The sequence below is a fragment of the Streptomyces sp. SID14478 genome (assembly GCF_010548525.1).
In the GTDB taxonomy this organism is placed as follows: Bacteria; Actinomycetota; Actinomycetes; order Streptomycetales; family Streptomycetaceae; genus Streptomyces.
Genome location: NZ_JAAGMG010001026.1, coordinates 1 through 17253 on the forward strand (window position 1 = coordinate 1; position 17253 = coordinate 17253).

General features: G+C 70.3%; 14 protein-coding genes and 2 pseudogenes. 14 read left to right on the forward strand and 2 right to left on the reverse strand.

The window, feature by feature from the left end; all coding sequences use genetic code 11:
• The 13 genes and pseudogenes from G3I40_RS47535 to G3I40_RS32740 form a co-directional block, all read left to right on the forward strand.
• Nucleotides 1-162: pseudogene (locus tag G3I40_RS47535) on the forward strand (ATP-binding protein); the annotation flags it as partial.
• 77 nt (nucleotides 163-239) lie between these two features.
• Nucleotides 240-1016: an enhanced serine sensitivity protein SseB gene (locus G3I40_RS32685; protein WP_164306226.1), complete on the forward strand. Its 777-nt coding sequence runs from the start codon at nucleotides 240-242 to the stop codon at nucleotides 1014-1016.
• Between the two features lie 125 nt (nucleotides 1017-1141).
• Entirely contained in the window at nucleotides 1142-1942 is an 801-nt protein-coding gene (locus tag G3I40_RS32690; RefSeq protein ID WP_164306227.1) for an enhanced serine sensitivity protein SseB C-terminal domain-containing protein, read from the forward strand.
• A gap of 374 nt (nucleotides 1943-2316) precedes the next feature.
• On the forward strand, nucleotides 2317-3315 hold the full coding sequence (locus G3I40_RS32695; protein WP_164306228.1) for an ABC transporter permease: 999 nt from the start codon (nucleotides 2317-2319) through the stop codon (nucleotides 3313-3315).
• Nucleotides 3316-3350: 35 nt separating this feature from the next.
• Entirely contained in the window at nucleotides 3351-5126 is a 1776-nt protein-coding gene (locus G3I40_RS32700) for an ABC transporter substrate-binding protein (RefSeq protein WP_164306229.1), read from the forward strand.
• Nucleotides 5127-5198: 72 nt separating this feature from the next.
• Nucleotides 5199-6206 carry an ABC transporter permease gene (locus tag G3I40_RS32705; protein WP_164306230.1) on the forward strand — a complete coding sequence of 336 codons (1008 nt, stop codon included), beginning with the start codon at nucleotides 5199-5201 and terminating at the stop codon, nucleotides 6204-6206.
• Complete coding sequence (locus G3I40_RS32710) at nucleotides 6203-7297, forward strand: ABC transporter ATP-binding protein (protein WP_164306231.1); 1095 nt, start codon at nucleotides 6203-6205, stop codon at nucleotides 7295-7297. The genes G3I40_RS32705 and G3I40_RS32710 overlap by 4 nt, the downstream gene beginning before the upstream one ends.
• A 32-nt stretch (nucleotides 7298-7329) precedes the next feature.
• Nucleotides 7330-8478 carry a dipeptide ABC transporter ATP-binding protein gene (locus G3I40_RS32715; protein WP_343245090.1) on the forward strand — a complete coding sequence of 383 codons (1149 nt, stop codon included), beginning with the start codon at nucleotides 7330-7332 and terminating at the stop codon, nucleotides 8476-8478.
• A gap of 220 nt (nucleotides 8479-8698) precedes the next feature.
• Nucleotides 8699-10093 carry a M1 family metallopeptidase gene (locus G3I40_RS32720; protein ID WP_164306233.1) on the forward strand — a complete coding sequence of 465 codons (1395 nt, stop codon included), beginning with the start codon at nucleotides 8699-8701 and terminating at the stop codon, nucleotides 10091-10093.
• 28 nt (nucleotides 10094-10121) lie between these two features.
• The gene (locus G3I40_RS32725) at nucleotides 10122-10793 is read left to right on the forward strand and encodes a trimeric intracellular cation channel family protein (protein ID WP_164306234.1); all 672 of its coding nucleotides are present in this window, start codon (nucleotides 10122-10124) and stop codon (nucleotides 10791-10793) included.
• A 265-nt stretch (nucleotides 10794-11058) separates the two neighbouring features.
• Nucleotides 11059-11934, forward strand: a pseudogene (locus G3I40_RS32730) (chitinase); the annotation flags it as partial.
• An 11-nt stretch (nucleotides 11935-11945) separates the two neighbouring features.
• The gene (locus G3I40_RS32735) at nucleotides 11946-13718 is read left to right on the forward strand and encodes a coagulation factor 5/8 type domain-containing protein (RefSeq protein WP_164306236.1); all 1773 of its coding nucleotides are present in this window, start codon (nucleotides 11946-11948) and stop codon (nucleotides 13716-13718) included.
• A gap of 58 nt (nucleotides 13719-13776) precedes the next feature.
• Nucleotides 13777-14652: a thioesterase family protein gene (locus G3I40_RS32740; RefSeq protein ID WP_164306237.1), complete on the forward strand. Its 876-nt coding sequence runs from the start codon at nucleotides 13777-13779 to the stop codon at nucleotides 14650-14652.
• Nucleotides 14653-14706: 54 nt separating this feature from the next.
• On the opposite strand, the gene G3I40_RS32745 is transcribed toward G3I40_RS32740, so the two are convergent.
• The gene (locus G3I40_RS32745) at nucleotides 14707-15300 is read right to left on the reverse strand and encodes a TIGR03086 family metal-binding protein (protein WP_164306238.1); all 594 of its coding nucleotides are present in this window, start codon (nucleotides 15298-15300) and stop codon (nucleotides 14707-14709) included.
• A gap of 121 nt (nucleotides 15301-15421) precedes the next feature.
• Here G3I40_RS32745 and G3I40_RS32750 point away from each other — a divergent pair, with 121 nt between their 5' ends.
• A complete protein-coding gene (locus G3I40_RS32750) occupies nucleotides 15422-16399 on the forward strand; it encodes a YafY family protein (RefSeq protein WP_164306239.1) in 978 nt (325 codons plus the stop codon).
• Here the strand turns inward: G3I40_RS32750 and G3I40_RS32755 are convergent.
• A complete protein-coding gene (locus G3I40_RS32755) occupies nucleotides 16359-17201 on the reverse strand; it encodes an alpha/beta fold hydrolase (RefSeq protein WP_164306240.1) in 843 nt (280 codons plus the stop codon). The two genes, G3I40_RS32750 and G3I40_RS32755, sit on opposite strands and share 41 nt — an antisense overlap.
• Between the last annotated feature and the right edge of the window lie 52 nt (nucleotides 17202-17253).

Here is a 17253-nt window from a genome sequence, read left to right on the forward strand (position 1 = left end):
CGGGGCGTGTCGCGGTACGCGTTCGCACGGCACCGCCGGGCCGTGGGCGCGCTGGTGACGTCGACGGAGCGGGGCGACCTGCCGGCCGGGATCGAGTCGGCGGTGCTGCTCGACCGGGCGGCGACCGAGGCCCTGAGCGGGATCACCTTCCGGGCGGGGTGACGGCCGGGCCGCCGCCGTGCGCGACGGGACGCATGCGGACCGTGTCCACCAGGGGGTACGCAGTATCGTCGGCGGCTATGGAACACCCCGCACACCACGAGGCCGCCCACGCCCACCCGGTCCAGGGCTGGCCGGCGAACGAGCTGGAGGAGGTCCTCGCGGCGGCGCTCGGCGTCGAAGGCGCGGGCGGCCGCATCGTCGAGGTCCTCGGCCGCAGCCGGATATGGATCCCGCTGCCCCGCGGCGGCAGCTCCGCGAGCCAGGACCTCGACCTGCCGACGCTGGAGATCGAGGGGCAGGCCTATGTGCCCGTGTTCAGCTCCGAGCAGCAGTTCATGCAGGTCACCGGCGGCCGGATGGACTGCACAGTGGCCCCGGCCGTCGAGTTCGCGCGCGGGCTGCCCGCCCAGGTCGGGCTCGCGGTGAACCCGGACGGCACGATCGGCATCCCGCTGCCCCCGCCCGCCGTCGCCGCACTGGCCCGCAGCGGCCGCACCCCGCTGGACGGCCCGTCCACCGGCGGGCGCGTCGTGCTCTCCGAGCCGGACTGGCAGCACGACCCGGTGGACTTCCTGGCGGCGGTGCGCGAGGAGTTCGAGGCGAGCGGCACCGTGCTGAGCGCCCGCCGCTGCCTCGCCGTCGTCGAGGACGCCGAGCCGTCCCTGTTCATCGGGGTGGAACTGAGCCAGGGCGAGGGCGCCGTGCGGGACCTCCCGCTGGACGCGCTGGGCCGCGCACTCGGCCGCGTCCCGGTCGGCTGGCCGGTGAACCTGGTCTTCCTCGACATCACCCAGGACCCGGTCGCCGACTTCCTGCGCACGCGTGTCCGTCCCTTCTATGTACGGGAACGGTGACGCCGTCCGTCAAGTCGGTGTCAGGAACGCCGCTTAAGCTGGTTTCATGACCTGACCGGGACGGGCGGACCTCGCGCCCCGAAGGTCACGGCGGAACACGGACGTTCATGAAGGGGCGGTTACGGGTGAGTGCGTCGGGCACGGCCGCGGCCGGACAGGTCGAGCACATGCTGCGCCAGGTGACCCCCGGGCGCTACGACGCGTACGAGGCGCTCCTCGCGGCCCTCGCCGACCCCGCGTCCGGCCAGGTCTGGATGCTGCTCTGGCACGGCCAGGCCGGGTCGCCCGACGCCCAGTACGGGAACATGGACGTCGACGGCTTCTCGTACGCCCCCTGTGTCACCTCCGCCCAGGAGCTCTCCGCGTCCGGCTGGTCGCGCGCCTACGAGGTGGTCGGCGGGGTCGACGCGGCCCGCACCCTCTACCCCGACCACTACGGCCTGTGGCTGAACCCGCACGCGCCCGGCGGCGGCGTCGGCGTGCCCTGGCTCGATCTGCGCCGGATCGCGGGCGGCCTCGACCGGCAGCCCGCCGGTCCGCTCCGCCTCGCCGAGCCGACGATCGAAATCCCCCAGTTCTACGCGGTGTTGGCGCAGAACGCGCACCGCACGACCGCGATCCGCTCGCTGCGCCGCGCCTGGGTGCAGCCCACGCTCGGCGCGCCGTACCTCGCGATCGGCCTCGACGTGTACGACACGTCGCCGGCGTCGGTGGACGCGGTGCGCGGCATGATGCAGCAGTCCGTCACGGCGGTCCCGGACGGTCTGCCGGTCTCCACGGTCGCCATGTCGGACGAGTACGACCCGGTCGCGATGTGGCTGCGGGCGAACGCCCGGCCGTTCTACGACCGCGAGGCGCACGTCGCTCCCGCGGGCCAGGCCGGCGGGGGCTACGGGTATCCGCCCCCCTACGGCGCGTCGTACTGACCCGCGACCTGCGCTTCCTCAGGTTTTCCTCAACTCCCGCCGCGTAGCGGCCATTTCGGGAACAGGCCGGTTGAGGGAGAGAAGCGGCCATGTGGGCCCAATGTCCGACCTGGCACCCCTTCCACCCCAACTGCCCACCGTCCGCACCCCGTTCACGGCCGTCCGGATAACGGAACCCCCCAGACAGCATCACGTTTAGGCATCCATTCGACGTGAGATCTGGCGACTGATCGCAGCCACCCTGAAGACTCCCCGAATGCGGGAGCGTTCGGCTCCTTGTGCGAGAGCTGTGGCCTCCGCACCGCAGTCGAGTACGGGCCGCTACAGCGGCAAGTGTGGGCCGGTCATCCCCGGCCGGGAAGGGGCAGTCGCTCGTGACCGCACCGATCGAGACCACCGGAGCAGCGGCCGACGCGCAGCCGGAGGCGGTGCTGGCCGGGGCGGGAGCCGCGCAGATCGAGGGCCGGTCCCTCGGCCGGATCGCCTGGAACCGCTTCAAGAAGGACAAGATCGCCGTCGTGGGCGGCATCGTTGTCATCCTTCTCGTGCTCATCGCCGCGTTCGCGCGCCCGCTGCAGCACCTGCTCGGCCTCGACCCGAACGCGTTCCACCAGGACCTGATCGACTCCAGCACCTCGCTGCCCAAGGGCGGCATGGGCGGCATGAGCGGCGACCACCCCCTGGGCGTCGAGCCCAAGTTCGGGCGCGACATCCTCGCCCGCATCCTGGAGGGCTCCTGGGTCTCGCTCGTCGTGGCCTTCGGCGCGACGGTCCTGTCGAACGTCATCGGCGCGATCCTCGGCGTCGTCGCCGGCTACTACGGCGGCCGCGTCGACACCGTGATCAGCCGCCTGATGGACACGTTCCTGGCCTTCCCGCTGCTGCTGTTCGCCATCTCGATCTCCGCGACGCTGCAGGGCGGCGCCTTCGGGCTCGACGGACTCCCGCTGCACATCTGCGTGTTGATCTTCGTGATCGGCTTCTTCAACTGGCCGTACCTGGGCCGCATCGTGCGCGGCCAGACGCTGGCGCTGCGCGAGCGCGAGTTCGTCGACGCCGCGCGCGGCATGGGGGCCCGCGGTCCGTACATCCTCTTCCGGGAACTGCTGCCCAACCTGGTCGGCCCGATCATCGTCTACTCGACGCTGCTCATCCCGACGAACATCATCTTCGAGGCGTCGCTCAGCTTCCTGGGCGTGGGCATCCAGCCGCCGCAGGCCTCCTGGGGCGGGATGCTCAACCAGGCCGTCGACTACTTCCAGGTCGACCCGCAGTACATGATCGTGCCGGGCCTCGCCATCTTCGTCACCGTGCTCGCGTTCAACCTGCTCGGTGACGGTCTCCGCGACGCTCTCGACCCGCGCAGCCGCTGACCGGACGGCGCAGAGAGCTCCACAAGTTTCCGACAATGGAGGGGAATTCGACCATCATGCGAAGGTCATCACTAGCCGCGGTCGCGGCCATTGGCAGCGTGAGCCTGCTGCTCGCCGGCTGCAGTAAGGCCGACGACGGCTCGGGCGACGGCAAGGGGAAGGCGGCCGGGGCGGACGCCGCCACCAAGGGCGTCGTCAACGCGTCCACGCAAAAGGGCGGCACGGTCACCTACGCGATGTCGGACGCTCCCGACTCGTTCGACCCGGGCAACACGTACTACGCGTACATGTACAACTTCAGCCGGCTGTTCGCCCGCCCGCTGATGACGTTCAAGCCCGACGCCGGGGAGAAGGGCAACACGCTCGTCCCCGACCTGGCCTCCGCGCCCGGCAAGTCCTCGGACGGCGGCAAGACCTGGACGTACACGATCCGCAAGGGTCTGGAGTACCAGGACGGCACGCCGATCACCTCGAAGGACGTCAAGTACGCCGTCGAGCGCTCGAACTTCGCGCGTGACGTGCTGAACCTGGGGCCGAACTACTTCCAGCAGTTCCTGGAAGGCGGCGACAAGTACAAGGGCCCGTACAAGGACAAGAGCGGCAAGGGCCTGGACTCGATCGAGACGCCGGACGACTACACGATCTCGTTCCACCTCAACCGCGCGTTCCAGGAGTTCGACTACCTGGTCGCCACGCCGCAGACGGCGCCCGTCCCGCAGGCCAAGGACAAGGGCATCGACTACGTCAAGAACATCGTGTCCTCGGGCTCGTACCAGTTCCAGAGCTACCAGGAGGGCAAGCAGGCCGTTCTGGTCCGCAACAAGAACTTCAACCCGAAGAACGACCCGCTGCGCAAGCAGTACCCGAACAAGATCGTCGTCAACCTGAAGGTCAACCAGTCGACCATCGACAAGGACCTCCAGTCCGGCGACACCCTGATCGACCTGCAGGGCAAGGGCGTCGAGACCCAGACCCAGGCGCAGTTGGTCAACAGCAAGGACAAGCGGGCCAACACCGACAACACCTACGGTGGCCGCCTGACCTACATGGCGATCAACACCACGCAGAAGCCGTTCGACAAGCTCGAGTGCCGCAAGGCCGTCGAGTACGCGATCGACAAGGTCTCGGTGCAGACCACGCAGGGCGGTTCGATCCGCGGTGACGTGGCCTCCACGGTCCTGCCGCCGGACATCACCGGCTACAAGAAGGCCGACACGTACGCGACGCCGGGCAACAAGGGCGACGTGGCCAAGGCCAAGGACCAGCTGAAGGCCTGCGGCCAGAAGACGATCAACACCACGATCACCGCGCGCAGCGACCGTCAGGAAGAGGTCGACGGTGCCACCGCGATCATCGAGTCGCTGAAGAAGGTCGGCATCAACGCCAGCCTGAAGCAGTTCCCGTCGGGCAAGTACTTCACCGACTACGCGGGCGTCCCGACGTTCAACAAGAAGAACAACGTCGGCCTGATGATGATGCAGTGGGGTGCCGACTGGCCCTCCGGCTACGGCTTCCTGCAGCAGATCCTCAACAGCGCCGCCATCGGCACCTCGGGCAACACGAACCTGTCGTACCTGAGCAACAAGGGCATCGACGACATGCTCGGCAAGTCGATCGCCGCGCCCGACGAGGCCACGCGCAACGACCTGTACGGCCAGATCGACCAGAAGGCCATGGACCAGGCCGCCATCGTGCCGCTGGTCTACTTCAAGATCCTGCTCTACAGGTCGCCGTACGCGACCAACCTGGTGTCGACGGCCGCCTTCAGCGGTCAGTACGACTACCTCAACATCGGCACCACGAAGAAGTAGCAGCCCCGGAAGGCAGGTGAAGGCATTGGTGCCCGCGGGCCGACAAGCCCGCGGGCGCCAGCGCCGGTCCTCGTGATCTCGTACATCTTCCGCCGGATGATCGCAGCAGTGATCCTGCTGCTGGTCGTCACCGCGGTCACCTTTGCAATCTTCTTCCTGCTGCCGAGACTCGCAGGACAGACTGCCGACCAGCTGGCTCAGCAGTACATCGGCAAGAGCCCGACGGCCGCGGACATCGCGGTGGTCAAGCACAACCTCGGGCTCGACCAGCCGGTCTACGAGCAGTACTGGCACTTCATCAAGGGCATCGTCTCCGGTGCCACCTACGACCTCGGCCCGACCACGGTGCACTGCAACGCACCCTGCTTCGGCTACTCGTTCAAGAACCACGTCGCGGTCTGGCCCGAGCTGACCTCGCGCCTGCCGGTGACCCTGTCGCTGGCCGCGGGTGCGGCCGTGATCTGGCTGGTCTCCGGCGTGACGGTCGGTGTCATCTCGGCCCTCAAGCCCGGCTCGTTCTTCGACCGCGCCTTCATGGGTGTCGCCCTCGCCGGCGTCTCGCTGCCCATCTTCTTCACGGGCCAGCTGGCGCTGCTGCTCTTCACCTACCAGTGGCCGATCTTCGGCAGGACCTACGTACCGTTCACCGAGAACCCGGCGCAGTGGGCCAACACCCTCTTCCCGGCCTGGTGTTCGCTCGCCCTGCTGTACTCCGCCATCTACGCGCGGCTGACCCGCTCGGGGATGATGGAGACGATGAACGAGGACTTCATCCGCACCGCGCGCGCCAAGGGCCTGCGCGAGCGCACGGTCGTCGGCCGGCACGGTCTGCGTGCCGCCCTGACGCCGATCATCACCGTCTTCGGCATGGACCTCGGTCTGCTGCTCGGCGGTGCGCTCATCACGGAACGCGTCTTCTCGCTGCACGGCATCGGTGAGTACGCGGTCCAGGCGATCAACGACAACGACCTGCCGCCGGTGCTCGGCGTGACCCTGCTCGCCGCGTTCTTCGTCGTCCTGTGCAATCTCCTGGTGGACCTTCTCTACGCCGCCGCCGACCCGCGGGTGAGGCTCTCGTGACCGAACTGTCCAAGACCGGCGCGGCAGTTGGCGAGCCGGTTGCCACCACCGAACCGCCCCGCGCGTTCCTCGACGTGCGTGACCTCAAGGTGCACTTCCCGACCGACGACGGCATCGTGAAGTCCGTCGACGGGCTCAACTTCTCCCTGCAGAAGGGGGAGACCCTCTCCATCGTGGGCGAGTCCGGATCGGGCAAGTCCGTGACGTCGCTGGCCATCATGGGCCTGCACCGGCTCGGCGCGCGCGGCAAGAACGTCCGGATGTCGGGCGAGATCTGGCTCGACGGCAAGGAACTGATCTCCGCCGCCCCCGACGACGTCCGCCGGCTGCGCGGCCGCGACATGGCGATGATCTTCCAGGACCCGCTGTCCGCGATGCACCCGTACTACACGATCGGCGCGCAGATCGTGGAGGCGTACCGCATCCACAACGACGTCACCAAGAAGGCCGCGAAGGCACGCGCCGTCGAACTGCTCGACCGGGTCGGCATCCCCGAGCCCGCCAAGCGGGTCGACAGCTATCCGCACGAGTTCTCCGGCGGCATGCGCCAGCGCGCGATGATCGCGATGTCGCTCGCCAACAACCCGCAGCTGCTCATCGCCGACGAGCCGACCACGGCCCTCGACGTGACGGTGCAGGCGCAGATCCTCGACCTGATCCGGGACCTGCAGAAGGAGTTCGAGTCGGCGGTCGTGCTGATCACCCACGACCTGGGTGTCGTCGCCGAGATCGCCGACCAGGTACTCGTGATGTACGGCGGGCGGTGCGTGGAGCGCGGCCCCGTCGAGCAGGTCTTCGAGGCGCCGCAACACCCGTACACCTGGGGCCTGTTGGGTTCGATGCCGCGCATCGACCGGGACCAGACCGAGCGTCTGGTGCCGGTCAAGGGCCAGCCGCCGAGCCTCATCAACGTGCCGTCCGGCTGCGCCTTCCACCCGCGCTGCCCGTACGCCGACGTCCCCAAGGGCGGCGTCACCCGCACCGAGCGCCCCGAACTGCGCCTCGCGGAGGGCGGCCACTGGTCCGCCTGCCACCTCTCGCCGGAGGACCGCACGCGGATCTGGACCGAAGAGATTGCGCCGAAGCTGTGACTGACACGAACAAGACGGCCGGGCAGACGGCAGTGGTCCCCGCACAGGGCAGGCCCACCGAGGAGCGGGACGTCCTGCTCGACGTGCAGGGCCTGGTCAAGCACTTCCCGATCAAGAAGGGCATCCTGCAGCGCCAGGTGGCGGCCGTGCGCGCCGTCGACGGCATCGACTTCCAGGTGCGCCGGGGCGAGACCCTCGGCGTCGTCGGCGAGTCGGGCTGCGGCAAGTCGACCATGGGCCGGGTGATCACGCGGCTGCAGGAACCGACGGGCGGCTCGATCGCGTTCGAGGGCCAGGACATCACCCATCTGAAGACCGGCGGCATGCGTCCGCTGCGCCGGGACATCCAGATGATCTTCCAGGACCCGTACGGCTCCCTGAACCCGCGGCACACCATCGGCTCGATCGTCTCCGCACCGTTCCGGCTGCAGGGCGAGACCCCCGAGGGCGGGGTGAAGAAGGAGGTCCAGCGCCTCCTGGAGCTGGTCGGCCTCAACCCCGAGCACTACAACCGCTACCCGCACGAGTTCTCCGGCGGCCAGCGCCAGCGCATCGGCATCGCCCGCGCGCTGGCCCTGAAGCCGAAGCTCGTGGTCGCCGACGAGCCGGTCTCCGCGCTCGACGTGTCGATCCAGGCCCAGGTGGTCAACCTGCTCGACGACCTGCAGGACGAGCTCGGTCTCACGTACGTGATCATCGCGCACGACCTCTCGGTCATCCGGCACGTCTCGGACCGCATCGCGGTGATGTACCTCGGAAAGATCGTCGAACTGGCCGACCGCGACGACCTGTACGCGACGCCGATGCACCCGTACACCAAGGCGCTGCTGTCCGCGGTCCCCGTCCCGGACCCGAAGCGGCGCGGCGCCAAGAGCGAGCGCATCCTGCTGCGCGGCGACGTGCCCTCGCCGATCAACCCGCCCGCCGGCTGCCGTTTCCACACGCGCTGCTGGAAGGCGACGGACATCTGCGGGAAGCAGGAGCCCCCGCTGCTCCAGCTCGGCACCGGCCACCAGGTCGCCTGCCACCACCCGGAGAACGCCGCCGACCAGGCCCCCGAGGACACCGAGCTGCTCTCGGTGGCCAAGCAGGCCATCGAGTCGGTGACGCTCGAGTCCCCGGCGCAGTCCCCGGCTGAGCCCACGGCGGAGACGCCGAAGGGCACCTCCAAGGACGAGTAGCGCTCCGGCCGCCGCCATGTGCCCACCCTGCCGCCCCCAGCGGCCGGGTGGGCACGGTGCTTCCCGGGAGCTTTCCCGGGGCTTTCCCGGGACAGGGTGCGCGCGACGGGCCCGCGGCACGCCAGGCCGAACATGGCCCAGAAGGGTCATGTACACAACCGCCCCCGAACGGCAGTGTCTCCGTGTCCGATACACCGGAACACGCGTGAAGGGACGCCCCATGGCTCTCTCCCGTTCGGCACGCCTGGCCGCACTCACCGTCGCGGCCGCCTCCTTCTGCCTGATCGCCGCCTCACCAGCCCCTACCCCCGGCTCCGACGGCATCGGCGACCCGTACTTCCCGCAGCTAGGCAACGGCGGCTTCGACGCCCGCCACTACGACCTCGACGTCGCCTACAACCCCGACACGGACCGCCTCGACGGCCGTACGACGCTCACCGCGCGCGCCACCCAGAACCTCTCCTCCTTCGACCTCGACCTGCAGAAGCTCTCGGTCACCAAGGTCGAAGTGGACGGCAGACGCGCGCAGTTCACCCGCACCGGCGACGAGATCGTCATCACCCCGCGCGGCGCGATACGCAAGAACCACACGTTCCGCGTCGCCGTCACCTACGGCGGCGTGCCCGAGGCGCTCACCGGCCCCATCGTCTTCGGCTCCGACTACGGCTGGATGAAGACCGCCGACGGCGTCTTCGTGGCGTGCGAGCCGAACGCCGCCTCCACCTGGTTCCCCTCCAGCGACCACCCCGACGACAAGGCGACGTACGACATCCGCATCAAGGCCCCCAAGGGCCTGACCGGAGTCTCCAACGGCCGCCTCGTCGACACGTACGCCACCAAGGGCGGCCAGCGCGTCCACCACTGGCGCGAGACGAAGCCCATGGCGACGTACCTCGCGACCGCCAGCATCGGCAAGTTCGACGTCAAAACCGGCCGCACCCCCGCCGGCACGCCCATCTACGTGGCCATCGACCCGGTCCTGGCCCACAGCAACGACGTGGACGTGTACGCCGTGACCGCCGAGGCCACCGACTACTGGTCGCAGGTCTTCGGCCCGTACCCCTTCGAGGAGACCGGCGCCGTCGTCGACGACATGCCGCAGGCCGGCTTCTCCCTGGAGACCCAGACCAAGCCCAGCTACTCGGCCGTCCGCGACGAGTCGACGATCGTGCACGAGCTGGCCCACCAGTGGTTCGGCGACTCCGTCTCGGTCGAGCAGTGGAAGAACATCTGGCTCAACGAGGGCTTCGCCACGTACGCCCAGTGGCTGTGGACCGAGCACAAGGGCGGCGCCTCCGCCCACGACTCCTTCCTCGCGGGCTACAACTCGCGCCCGGCGACCTCCGCCTTCTGGCAGACGAAGGTGGGCGACCCGCAGCGCGACACCATGTTCGCCTCCGCGGTCTACCAGCGCGGGGCCATGACGCTGCAGGTGCTGCGCGAGCGCATCGGCGACAAGGCCTTCTTCAGGCTCCTGCCCGCCTGGACGAAGCTGCACCGGTACGGCAACGCGGACACGGACGACTTCATCAGGCTCGCCGAGCGGATCTCCGGCAAGAACCTGGACGGCCTCTTCGACACCTGGCTGTTCACCACGGGCAAGCCGACGCTGTAGCGCCCCGCGCCACAGGTAAAAATATGGGGTGATCCAGGAAATCTTCACCCCCTCCGTCCAGCACTGGCTCGACCTCATCGGCATCTTCGTCTTCGCGATCTCCGGCGCGCTGATGGCCGTCCGCAAGAACTGGGACGTCTTCGGCATCGCCGCGCTCGCCGAGGTCACCGCGCTGGGCGGAGGGCTCTTCCGCGACCTGGTCATCGGCGCCGTCCCGCCGGCCGCCTTCACCGACCTCGGCTACTTCCTGACGCCGCTGGTCGCCGCGGCCCTCGTCTTCTTCCTGCACCCCGAGGTCGAACGCACGCAGGTCGCGGTGAACGTCTTCGACGCGGCGGGCCTCGGCCTGTTCTGCGTCACGGGCACGACGAAGGCGTACGACTACGGGCTCGGCCTCACCTCGTCGGCCGCCCTCGGTCTCGCCACGGCGGTCGGCGGCGGCGTGCTGCGCGACATCATCGCCAACGAGGTCCCGTCGCTGGTCCGTTGGGACCGTGACCTCTACGCGGTCCCGGCGATGGTCGGCGCCGCGATCGTCGTGCTGTGCATCCGCTACGACGCCCTGAACGGCCTCACCAGCGCCGTCGCGGTCCTCACCGCGTTCCTCCTGCGGCTGCTGGCGATGCGCTACCACTGGCGCGCGCCCCGCGCGTGGAACCGCAGGTCGGCCGCCGTGGAGGTGACGGAGGAGACGCCGTAGCGCGGAATCCGGGGCTGGCGGACCCCAACTCCCGTTTCTCTCCTGTCCCTTGACGCCCTCTGGCATCGCGAGTTAACTCACGCACTGAAATAAGTCCGGACCAACCCCACGGCCGGACCGCACCGGTGCGCCCACCTTCCCTCCCCCCACACTTGGAAGGCCCATGAGAACTCGTACCCGTCTCATAGCCGTGTCCGCCGCCACGGCGGCCCTCGCGGCCGGCACCCTCCTCGCCACCGCCCAGGCGGACCCCGCCCCCACCGCCGCCCCCCAGGCCGTGGCCCCCTACCTCTACAACGGCTGGGGCAATCCGCCCGACCCGGCCGAGGTCCAACAGGCCACCGGCGTGCGCTGGTTCACCCTCGCCTTCGTCCTCGACGCGGGCGGCTGCTCGCCCCAGTGGGACGGTTCCCGGCCGCTCACCGGCGGCGCCGACCAGGAGACGGTCGAGGCCGTCCGGGCGGGCGGCGGCGACGTCGTCCCGTCCTTCGGCGGCGCGAGCGGAAACAAGCTGGAGCAGTCCTGCGCGGACGCCGACGCACTCGCCGGCGCGTACCAGAAGGTCATCGACGCCTACGGGCTCAAGGCGATCGACATCGACATCGAGGGCGACGCCTACGACGACCCGGCCACGCAGCAGAAGACGATCGACGCCCTGAAGAAGGTCAAGGCGGACAACGCCGGGCTCGTCACGTACGTGACCTTCCCCTCCGACCGGAGCGGCCCCGACGGCAGCATGATCGACCGGGCCGCCGACTCCGGACTGACGGTGGACGGCTGGACGATCATGCCGTTCGACTTCGGCGGCGCCGGCCAGAACATGGGCGAGCTGACGAAGCAGGCCACCGACGGGCTGAAGGGCCGGGTCAAGTCGGCGTACGGCTACAGCGACGACGAGGCGTACCGGCACAGCGGCCTGTCCTCGATGAACGGCATCACCGACGTCCAGGAGACGGTGACGACGGCCGACTTCGAGACGATCCTCGCGTACGCGCAGGAACACCACCTGGCCCGCCTCTCCTTCTGGTCCGTCAACCGTGACCGGCCCTGCCCCGGCGCCTACCCGAACGACGACACGTGCTCCGGCGTCGACCAGGACCCCTGGGAATTCACCAAGATCCTTGCCGGGTACGAGGGTTGAGGGCGGCCACGATGAAGAGCCGCAGCATCCGTCGCCGTACGAGAACGCGCGTACTTCCCGCCGTCGCCGCGGGACTCGTCCTCGCCGCGGGCACCCTCGCCGCGGTCACGACCCCGCACGCGGACGCCGCACCGGCCGTGTCCGCCGCCGCCCCCGACCTCGGCCCGAACGTCGACGTCTTCGACCCGTCGATGCCCCGCGAGCAGATCCAGAGCCGGCTGGACGAGGTGTTCCGGCAGCAGGAGACGAACCAGTTCGGCGAACAGCGCCACGCGCTGCTCTTCGCGCCCGGCTCCTACGACGTGGACGCGAACGTCGGCTTCTACACCCAGGTGGCCGGCCTCGGCCTCTCGCCCGACGACACGGACATCAACGGCGCGGTGCACGCCGAGGCCGACTGGTTCGACGGCAACGCCACCCAGAACTTCTGGCGCGGCGCCGAGAACCTCGCCGTCACCCCGGCCGGCGGCGCCGACCGCTGGGCCGTCTCCCAGGCCGCGCCGTACCGCCGCATGCACCTCAAGGGCGACCTCGCGCTCGACGACAACGGCTGGTCCAGCGGCGGCCTGCTCGCCGACACGAAGATCGACGGTCAGGTCGACTCCGGCTCCCAGCAACAGTGGTTGTCACGGAACACCGAGTGGGGCGGCTGGACCGGCAAGAACTGGAACATGGTCTTCGTCGGCGCCGACAACGCCCCCGAGGGGAACTTCCCCGACCCGCCCTACACGCGGGTCGCCAAGGCCCCCGTCACCCGCGAGAAGCCCTTCCTGTACGTGGACGACGCGGGCGCCTACAAGGTGTTCGTGCCGGAGGTGCGCCACGACAGCAGCGGCACGAGCTGGTCGGGGGGTGACGCGGCGGGTTCCTCGCTCCCGATCGACGACTTCCACATCGTGAAGGAGGGCGAGTCGGCCGCCGACATCAACGCCGCCCTCGCCGACGGCAAGAACCTCCTCGTCACCCCGGGCGTCTACCACCTGGACCAGACCCTGAAGGTGACGCGGCCCGACACGGTCGTCCTCGGCCTCGGACTCGCCACGTTCGTGCCCGACGGGGGCGTCTCCGCGATGAACGTCGCCGACGTCGACGGCGTGAAGATCGCGGGCCTGCTCTTCGACGCGGGCACCACGAACTCGGACACGCTGATGCGGATCGGCGCCGAGGGCTCGTCGGCGGACCACTCCGCGAACCCGACCTCCCTGCACGACGTGTACTTCCGCGTCGGGGGAGCGGGCGTCGGCAGGGCGACCACGTCCCTGGTGGTCAACAGCGCGGACGTGATCGGCGACCACACCTGGATCTGGCGCGCCGACCACGGCGACGGCGTCGGCTGGAACACCAACACCGCCGACACCGGCCTGATCGTCAACGGCGCCGACGTGACGATGTACGGCCTGTTCGTCGAGCACTACCAAAAGCACCAGGTGCTCTGGAACGGCAACGGCGGCCGCACGTACTTCTTCCAGAACGAGATGCCGTACGACCCGCCGGACCAGGCCGCCTGGATGGACGGCTCCACCCAGGGCTACACCGCCTACAAGGTCGCCGACTCCGTCACCTCGCACGAGGCCTGGGGGCTCGGCTCGTACTGCTTCTTCAACGCGAACAAGTCCGTCACCGCCGAGCACGCCTTCACGGCGCCGCAGCGGGACGGGGTGCGCTTCCACGACATGGTCACGGTGTCGCTGGGCGGTACGGGCACCATCCGGCACGTGATCAACGGGGCGGGCGGCCCCTCGGACGCGTCGAGCAACGTGGCGAACCTGGTCTCGTACCCGTAATGCGGGTGGAGCAGGCGAAAGCTACCGCTTAGTAATTTCCTGTTGTACCGTTTCTCGCATGGCAGAAGCAGCATCCCCGCGGGCCGCGTCCACCCAGGCCCGCATCGGCGACAGCGAGTTCGACCGCGACACGACCGTCACCCGGCGGGAGCCCGGCGTCTATGACATCGAGCTCTCCGCCGGGTGGACGATCATCAACGCCGTCAACGGCGGCTACCTGCTCGCCGTACTCGGCCGCGCCCTCGCGGACGCCCTGCCGCACAGCGACCCGTTCACGGTCTCGGCGCACTACCTGACGGCGTCGACGCCCGGCCCCGCGGTCATCCGCACGGACGTGGTCCGCGCCGGCCGCACCCTCTCCACCGGCCAGGCGTCCCTGTTCCAGTACGCGCAGGACGGCACCGAGGTCGAGCGCATCCGCGTCCTCGCCTCGTACGGCGACCTGGACGCGCTCCCGGACGACGTCCGCACCAGCGCCCAGGTGCCCGCCTTCCCGCCGATCGACCAGTGCTTCGGAGCGAGCGACTCGCCCGAGGGCGCGCCCCCGGTGCCCGGCAGCTCGGCGATCACCGACCGGCTCCACCTGAAGCTCGACCCGGCCACCCTCGGCTGGGCGCTCGGCGCGCCGTCCGGCAAGGGGGAGATGCGCGGCTGGTTCGGCCTGGCCGACGGCCGCGACGCGGATCCGCTGTCGCTGCTGCTCGCGGTGGACGCCCTGCCGCCGACCGCGTTCGAGATGGGCCTCAAGGGCTGGGTGCCGACGGTCGAGCTGACCGTCCACGTGCGGTGCCGCCCGGCGCCGGGCCCCTTGCGGATCTCCATCACGACGCGGAACCTGGCCGGCGGCTTCCTGGAGGAGGACGCGGAGGTCTGGGACGCGAAGGACCGACTGGTGGCGCAGTCACGGCAGTTGGCGCGGGTCAGGCTCGGTTAGCGGTGAGCGGCTAACGCTGAGCGGTGGCGGTTGGTGCTCGGTGGTGGGCCGGGTTCAGGGGCGCGTGCTGAGGGGGCGGCGGCCCAGCCAGGACGCCAGCTCCGCGTAGGGCCCGCCCTCCTGCGGCGCCGCCACGACCTCCCCGAACGGTACGGCGGGGCCGCGCCGCTCCGCGGGCAGTGCCTGCCGGGCGACCGCGAGCGCGAACCCGGCGAGGTCCGGGTCGAGCGTGCCCGGCCGGCCGAGCGCCTCCCACAGGTCCCAGGAGTGGGTGGTGGTCTCCATGACGTACCCGGCCAGCGCCGCGCGCCCCGGCACCTTGCCCCACGGCACGGTGACCTCGGCTTCGAGCCGGGCGTCGTCCTGCCAGGCCTTGAGCGCCTCGGCCCGCCCGTCTTCGTATGCCTGCGCGAGCTCCCCGTCGGCGAGGCCCTCGGCGGACGACGGCACGGCGAGCCCGTCCCCGCCCTCCCCGACGACGGCGATCCGCCGGGTACCGGCGACGACGTGCGAGACCAGTCGCCGTACGTCGAACTCCTCGCAGGGTGTGGGGAGTTCGTACTGCCCCGGGTCGACTCCGCCGATGAGCCGGGCGAGCTGGGCGGTGGCGCGGTCGAGGAGGGGGCGGGGGTCCGGGGTACCGGTCATCTTCGGCTCCTGTGAGGTGGCTGGGTGCGGCGCCGTCCGTCGGCCCCGCACCCCCCACCTTGCCGCGATTACCTGACACCCCCGGTCAACATTTCCGGCCGATCCGCGAGACCCTGGGCGGGTGAAGTCCGACCGCCTGCTCTCCGTCCTCCTGCTCCTCCAGACCCGCGGCCGCGTACCCGCCCATGAGCTCGCCGAGCGCCTGGAGGTCTCGGTCCGCACCATCTACCGGGACGTCGAGGCGCTCAGCAGCGCGGGCGTCCCCGTCTACGCCGAGCGCGGGCGGCACGGCGGCATCACCCTCCTGCCCGGCTACCGCACCGACGTCACCGGGCTGACCGAGGACGAGTCCCGCGCCTTGTTCATCCTCGCGGCGCAGGGCGCGCACGCCGCCCTCGGCCTCGACTCGGCGATCGGCTCGGCCCTGCGCAAGGTGATGGCCGCGCTGCCCGAACCGCACCGCCCCGCAGCGGAGTTGACGAGCCGCCGCATCCTGGTCGAGTCCTCGCGGTGGATGGGCCCGCCGCCGCGCCAGGTCGACGTCAGCTCGCTCCAGGACGCGGTCTTCACCGACCGGCGGCTGCGCATCCGCTACCGGCACAGCGGCGCGGACGCGCCCCGCACGTACACCGTCGATCCGTACGGCCTCGTCTCCAAGGCCGGCGTCTGGTACCTGGTCGCCGACCGTGGGGGCGCGCCCCGCCTCTTCCGCGCCGACCGGATGCGGTCCGTGACGGTCACGGACGCGCCGGTCGAGCGGCGTGCGGGCGTCGAACTCGCCGATGTATGGGCCGTGTTGAAGGAACGGGTCGAGGTGCGCCCGGGCGGTGTCGACGTCACCGCCCGGGTACGCCGAAGCCGCTTCGACCTGTTCCTGCGGATGTGCGGAAACTCCCTGATCGAGCACCCCGAGGACGACGGCACCAGCGAGTGGATCACGGTCCGGCTGGGCTTCGGCGCGCCCGGCGCGGCGCGCACACTCGCCCCGTTCGCCGACGCCGTCGAGGTGCTCCGACCGCCGGAGGTGCGCGAGGAGTTGGCCCGCTGCGCCGCCGCGATCACCGCCCTGTATGCAGGAACCGACCGAGCGCGGCCGTGAGTTCGGCCGGGGCGTCCTCCTGTACCAGGTGGCCCGCGCCCTCGATGACCCGCAGCTCGGCGCCCGGGACCAGCTTCGCCAGCTCCTGCCCCCGGGCGAGCGGGATCCAGGTGTCCTCGGCGCCCCAGCACACCAGCACGGGCAGGTCCAGCTCCCCGTAACGGCCCTGGATGTCATCGGTGGCGTCGTGCGGGGGATTCTGCTCGATCTGCCGGTAGAAGGAGTCCTTGCCCGCCTCGGTCAGCCAGGGCGCGACGAGCCGCGCGTGCGTGTCGGGGTGCAGGCCCTGGTGGCTGGCCGAGCTGATGTAGCGGTGCACGAGCGCCTCGTGCAGTTCGTCGGGCAACTGCCGGAAGACGGCGGCCTGTTCGCCCAGCAGGCGGTACGTCGGTGAACCCCACGGCGCGATCGCGAGCGGGTCGACCAGGGCGAGCCGGGAGTACGCGGCGCCGTGCAGCAGGTGGGCGCGCAGGGCGACGGCGCCGCCGAAGTCGTGGGCGACGACGGCGGGTTCGGACAGCCCCCAGTGGTCGAGCAGCCCGGCAAGGACCCGGGCCTGCGCGTCGAGGGAGAGGTCCTGGCCGGGGCGCATCTCCGAGGCCCCGTAGCCCGGCAGGTCCCATACGTACACGCGGTGGTCGGCGGCCAGGGCCCGCGCGGGGCCACGCCACACGTACGAGGAGAACGGCGTGCCGTGGACGAGCACGACGGGCGGGGCGTCCGCCGGGCCGAGCGCGGTCCAGCGGATCTCGCCGGAGGGGCCGGCGTGGGCGCGGTCGAGGTTCCAGTCGGCTGCTGTCATGACCGTAAGGCTAGTTGCTCCTTACTGGCCACGAAAGGGGGCGCGGGTGGGT

What these genes read in the sequence shown, in the direction of transcription:
- G3I40_RS32685 (WP_164306226.1), top strand. Translation starts at nt 240, where the DNA reads ATGGAACACCCCGCACACCACGAGGCCGCCCACGCCCACCCGGTCCAG.
- G3I40_RS32700 (WP_164306229.1), top strand. Translation starts at nt 3,351, where the DNA reads ATGGAGGGGAATTCGACCATCATGCGAAGGTCATCACTAGCCGCGGTC.
- G3I40_RS32720 (WP_164306233.1), top strand. Translation starts at nt 8,699, where the DNA reads ATGGCTCTCTCCCGTTCGGCACGCCTGGCCGCACTCACCGTCGCGGCC.
- G3I40_RS32735 (WP_164306236.1), top strand. Translation starts at nt 11,946, where the DNA reads ATGAAGAGCCGCAGCATCCGTCGCCGTACGAGAACGCGCGTACTTCCC.
- G3I40_RS32740 (WP_164306237.1), top strand. Translation starts at nt 13,777, where the DNA reads ATGGCAGAAGCAGCATCCCCGCGGGCCGCGTCCACCCAGGCCCGCATC.
- G3I40_RS32745 (WP_164306238.1), bottom strand. Translation starts at nt 15,300, where the DNA reads ATGACCGGTACCCCGGACCCCCGCCCCCTCCTCGACCGCGCCACCGCC.
- G3I40_RS32755 (WP_164306240.1), bottom strand. Translation starts at nt 17,201, where the DNA reads ATGACAGCAGCCGACTGGAACCTCGACCGCGCCCACGCCGGCCCCTCC.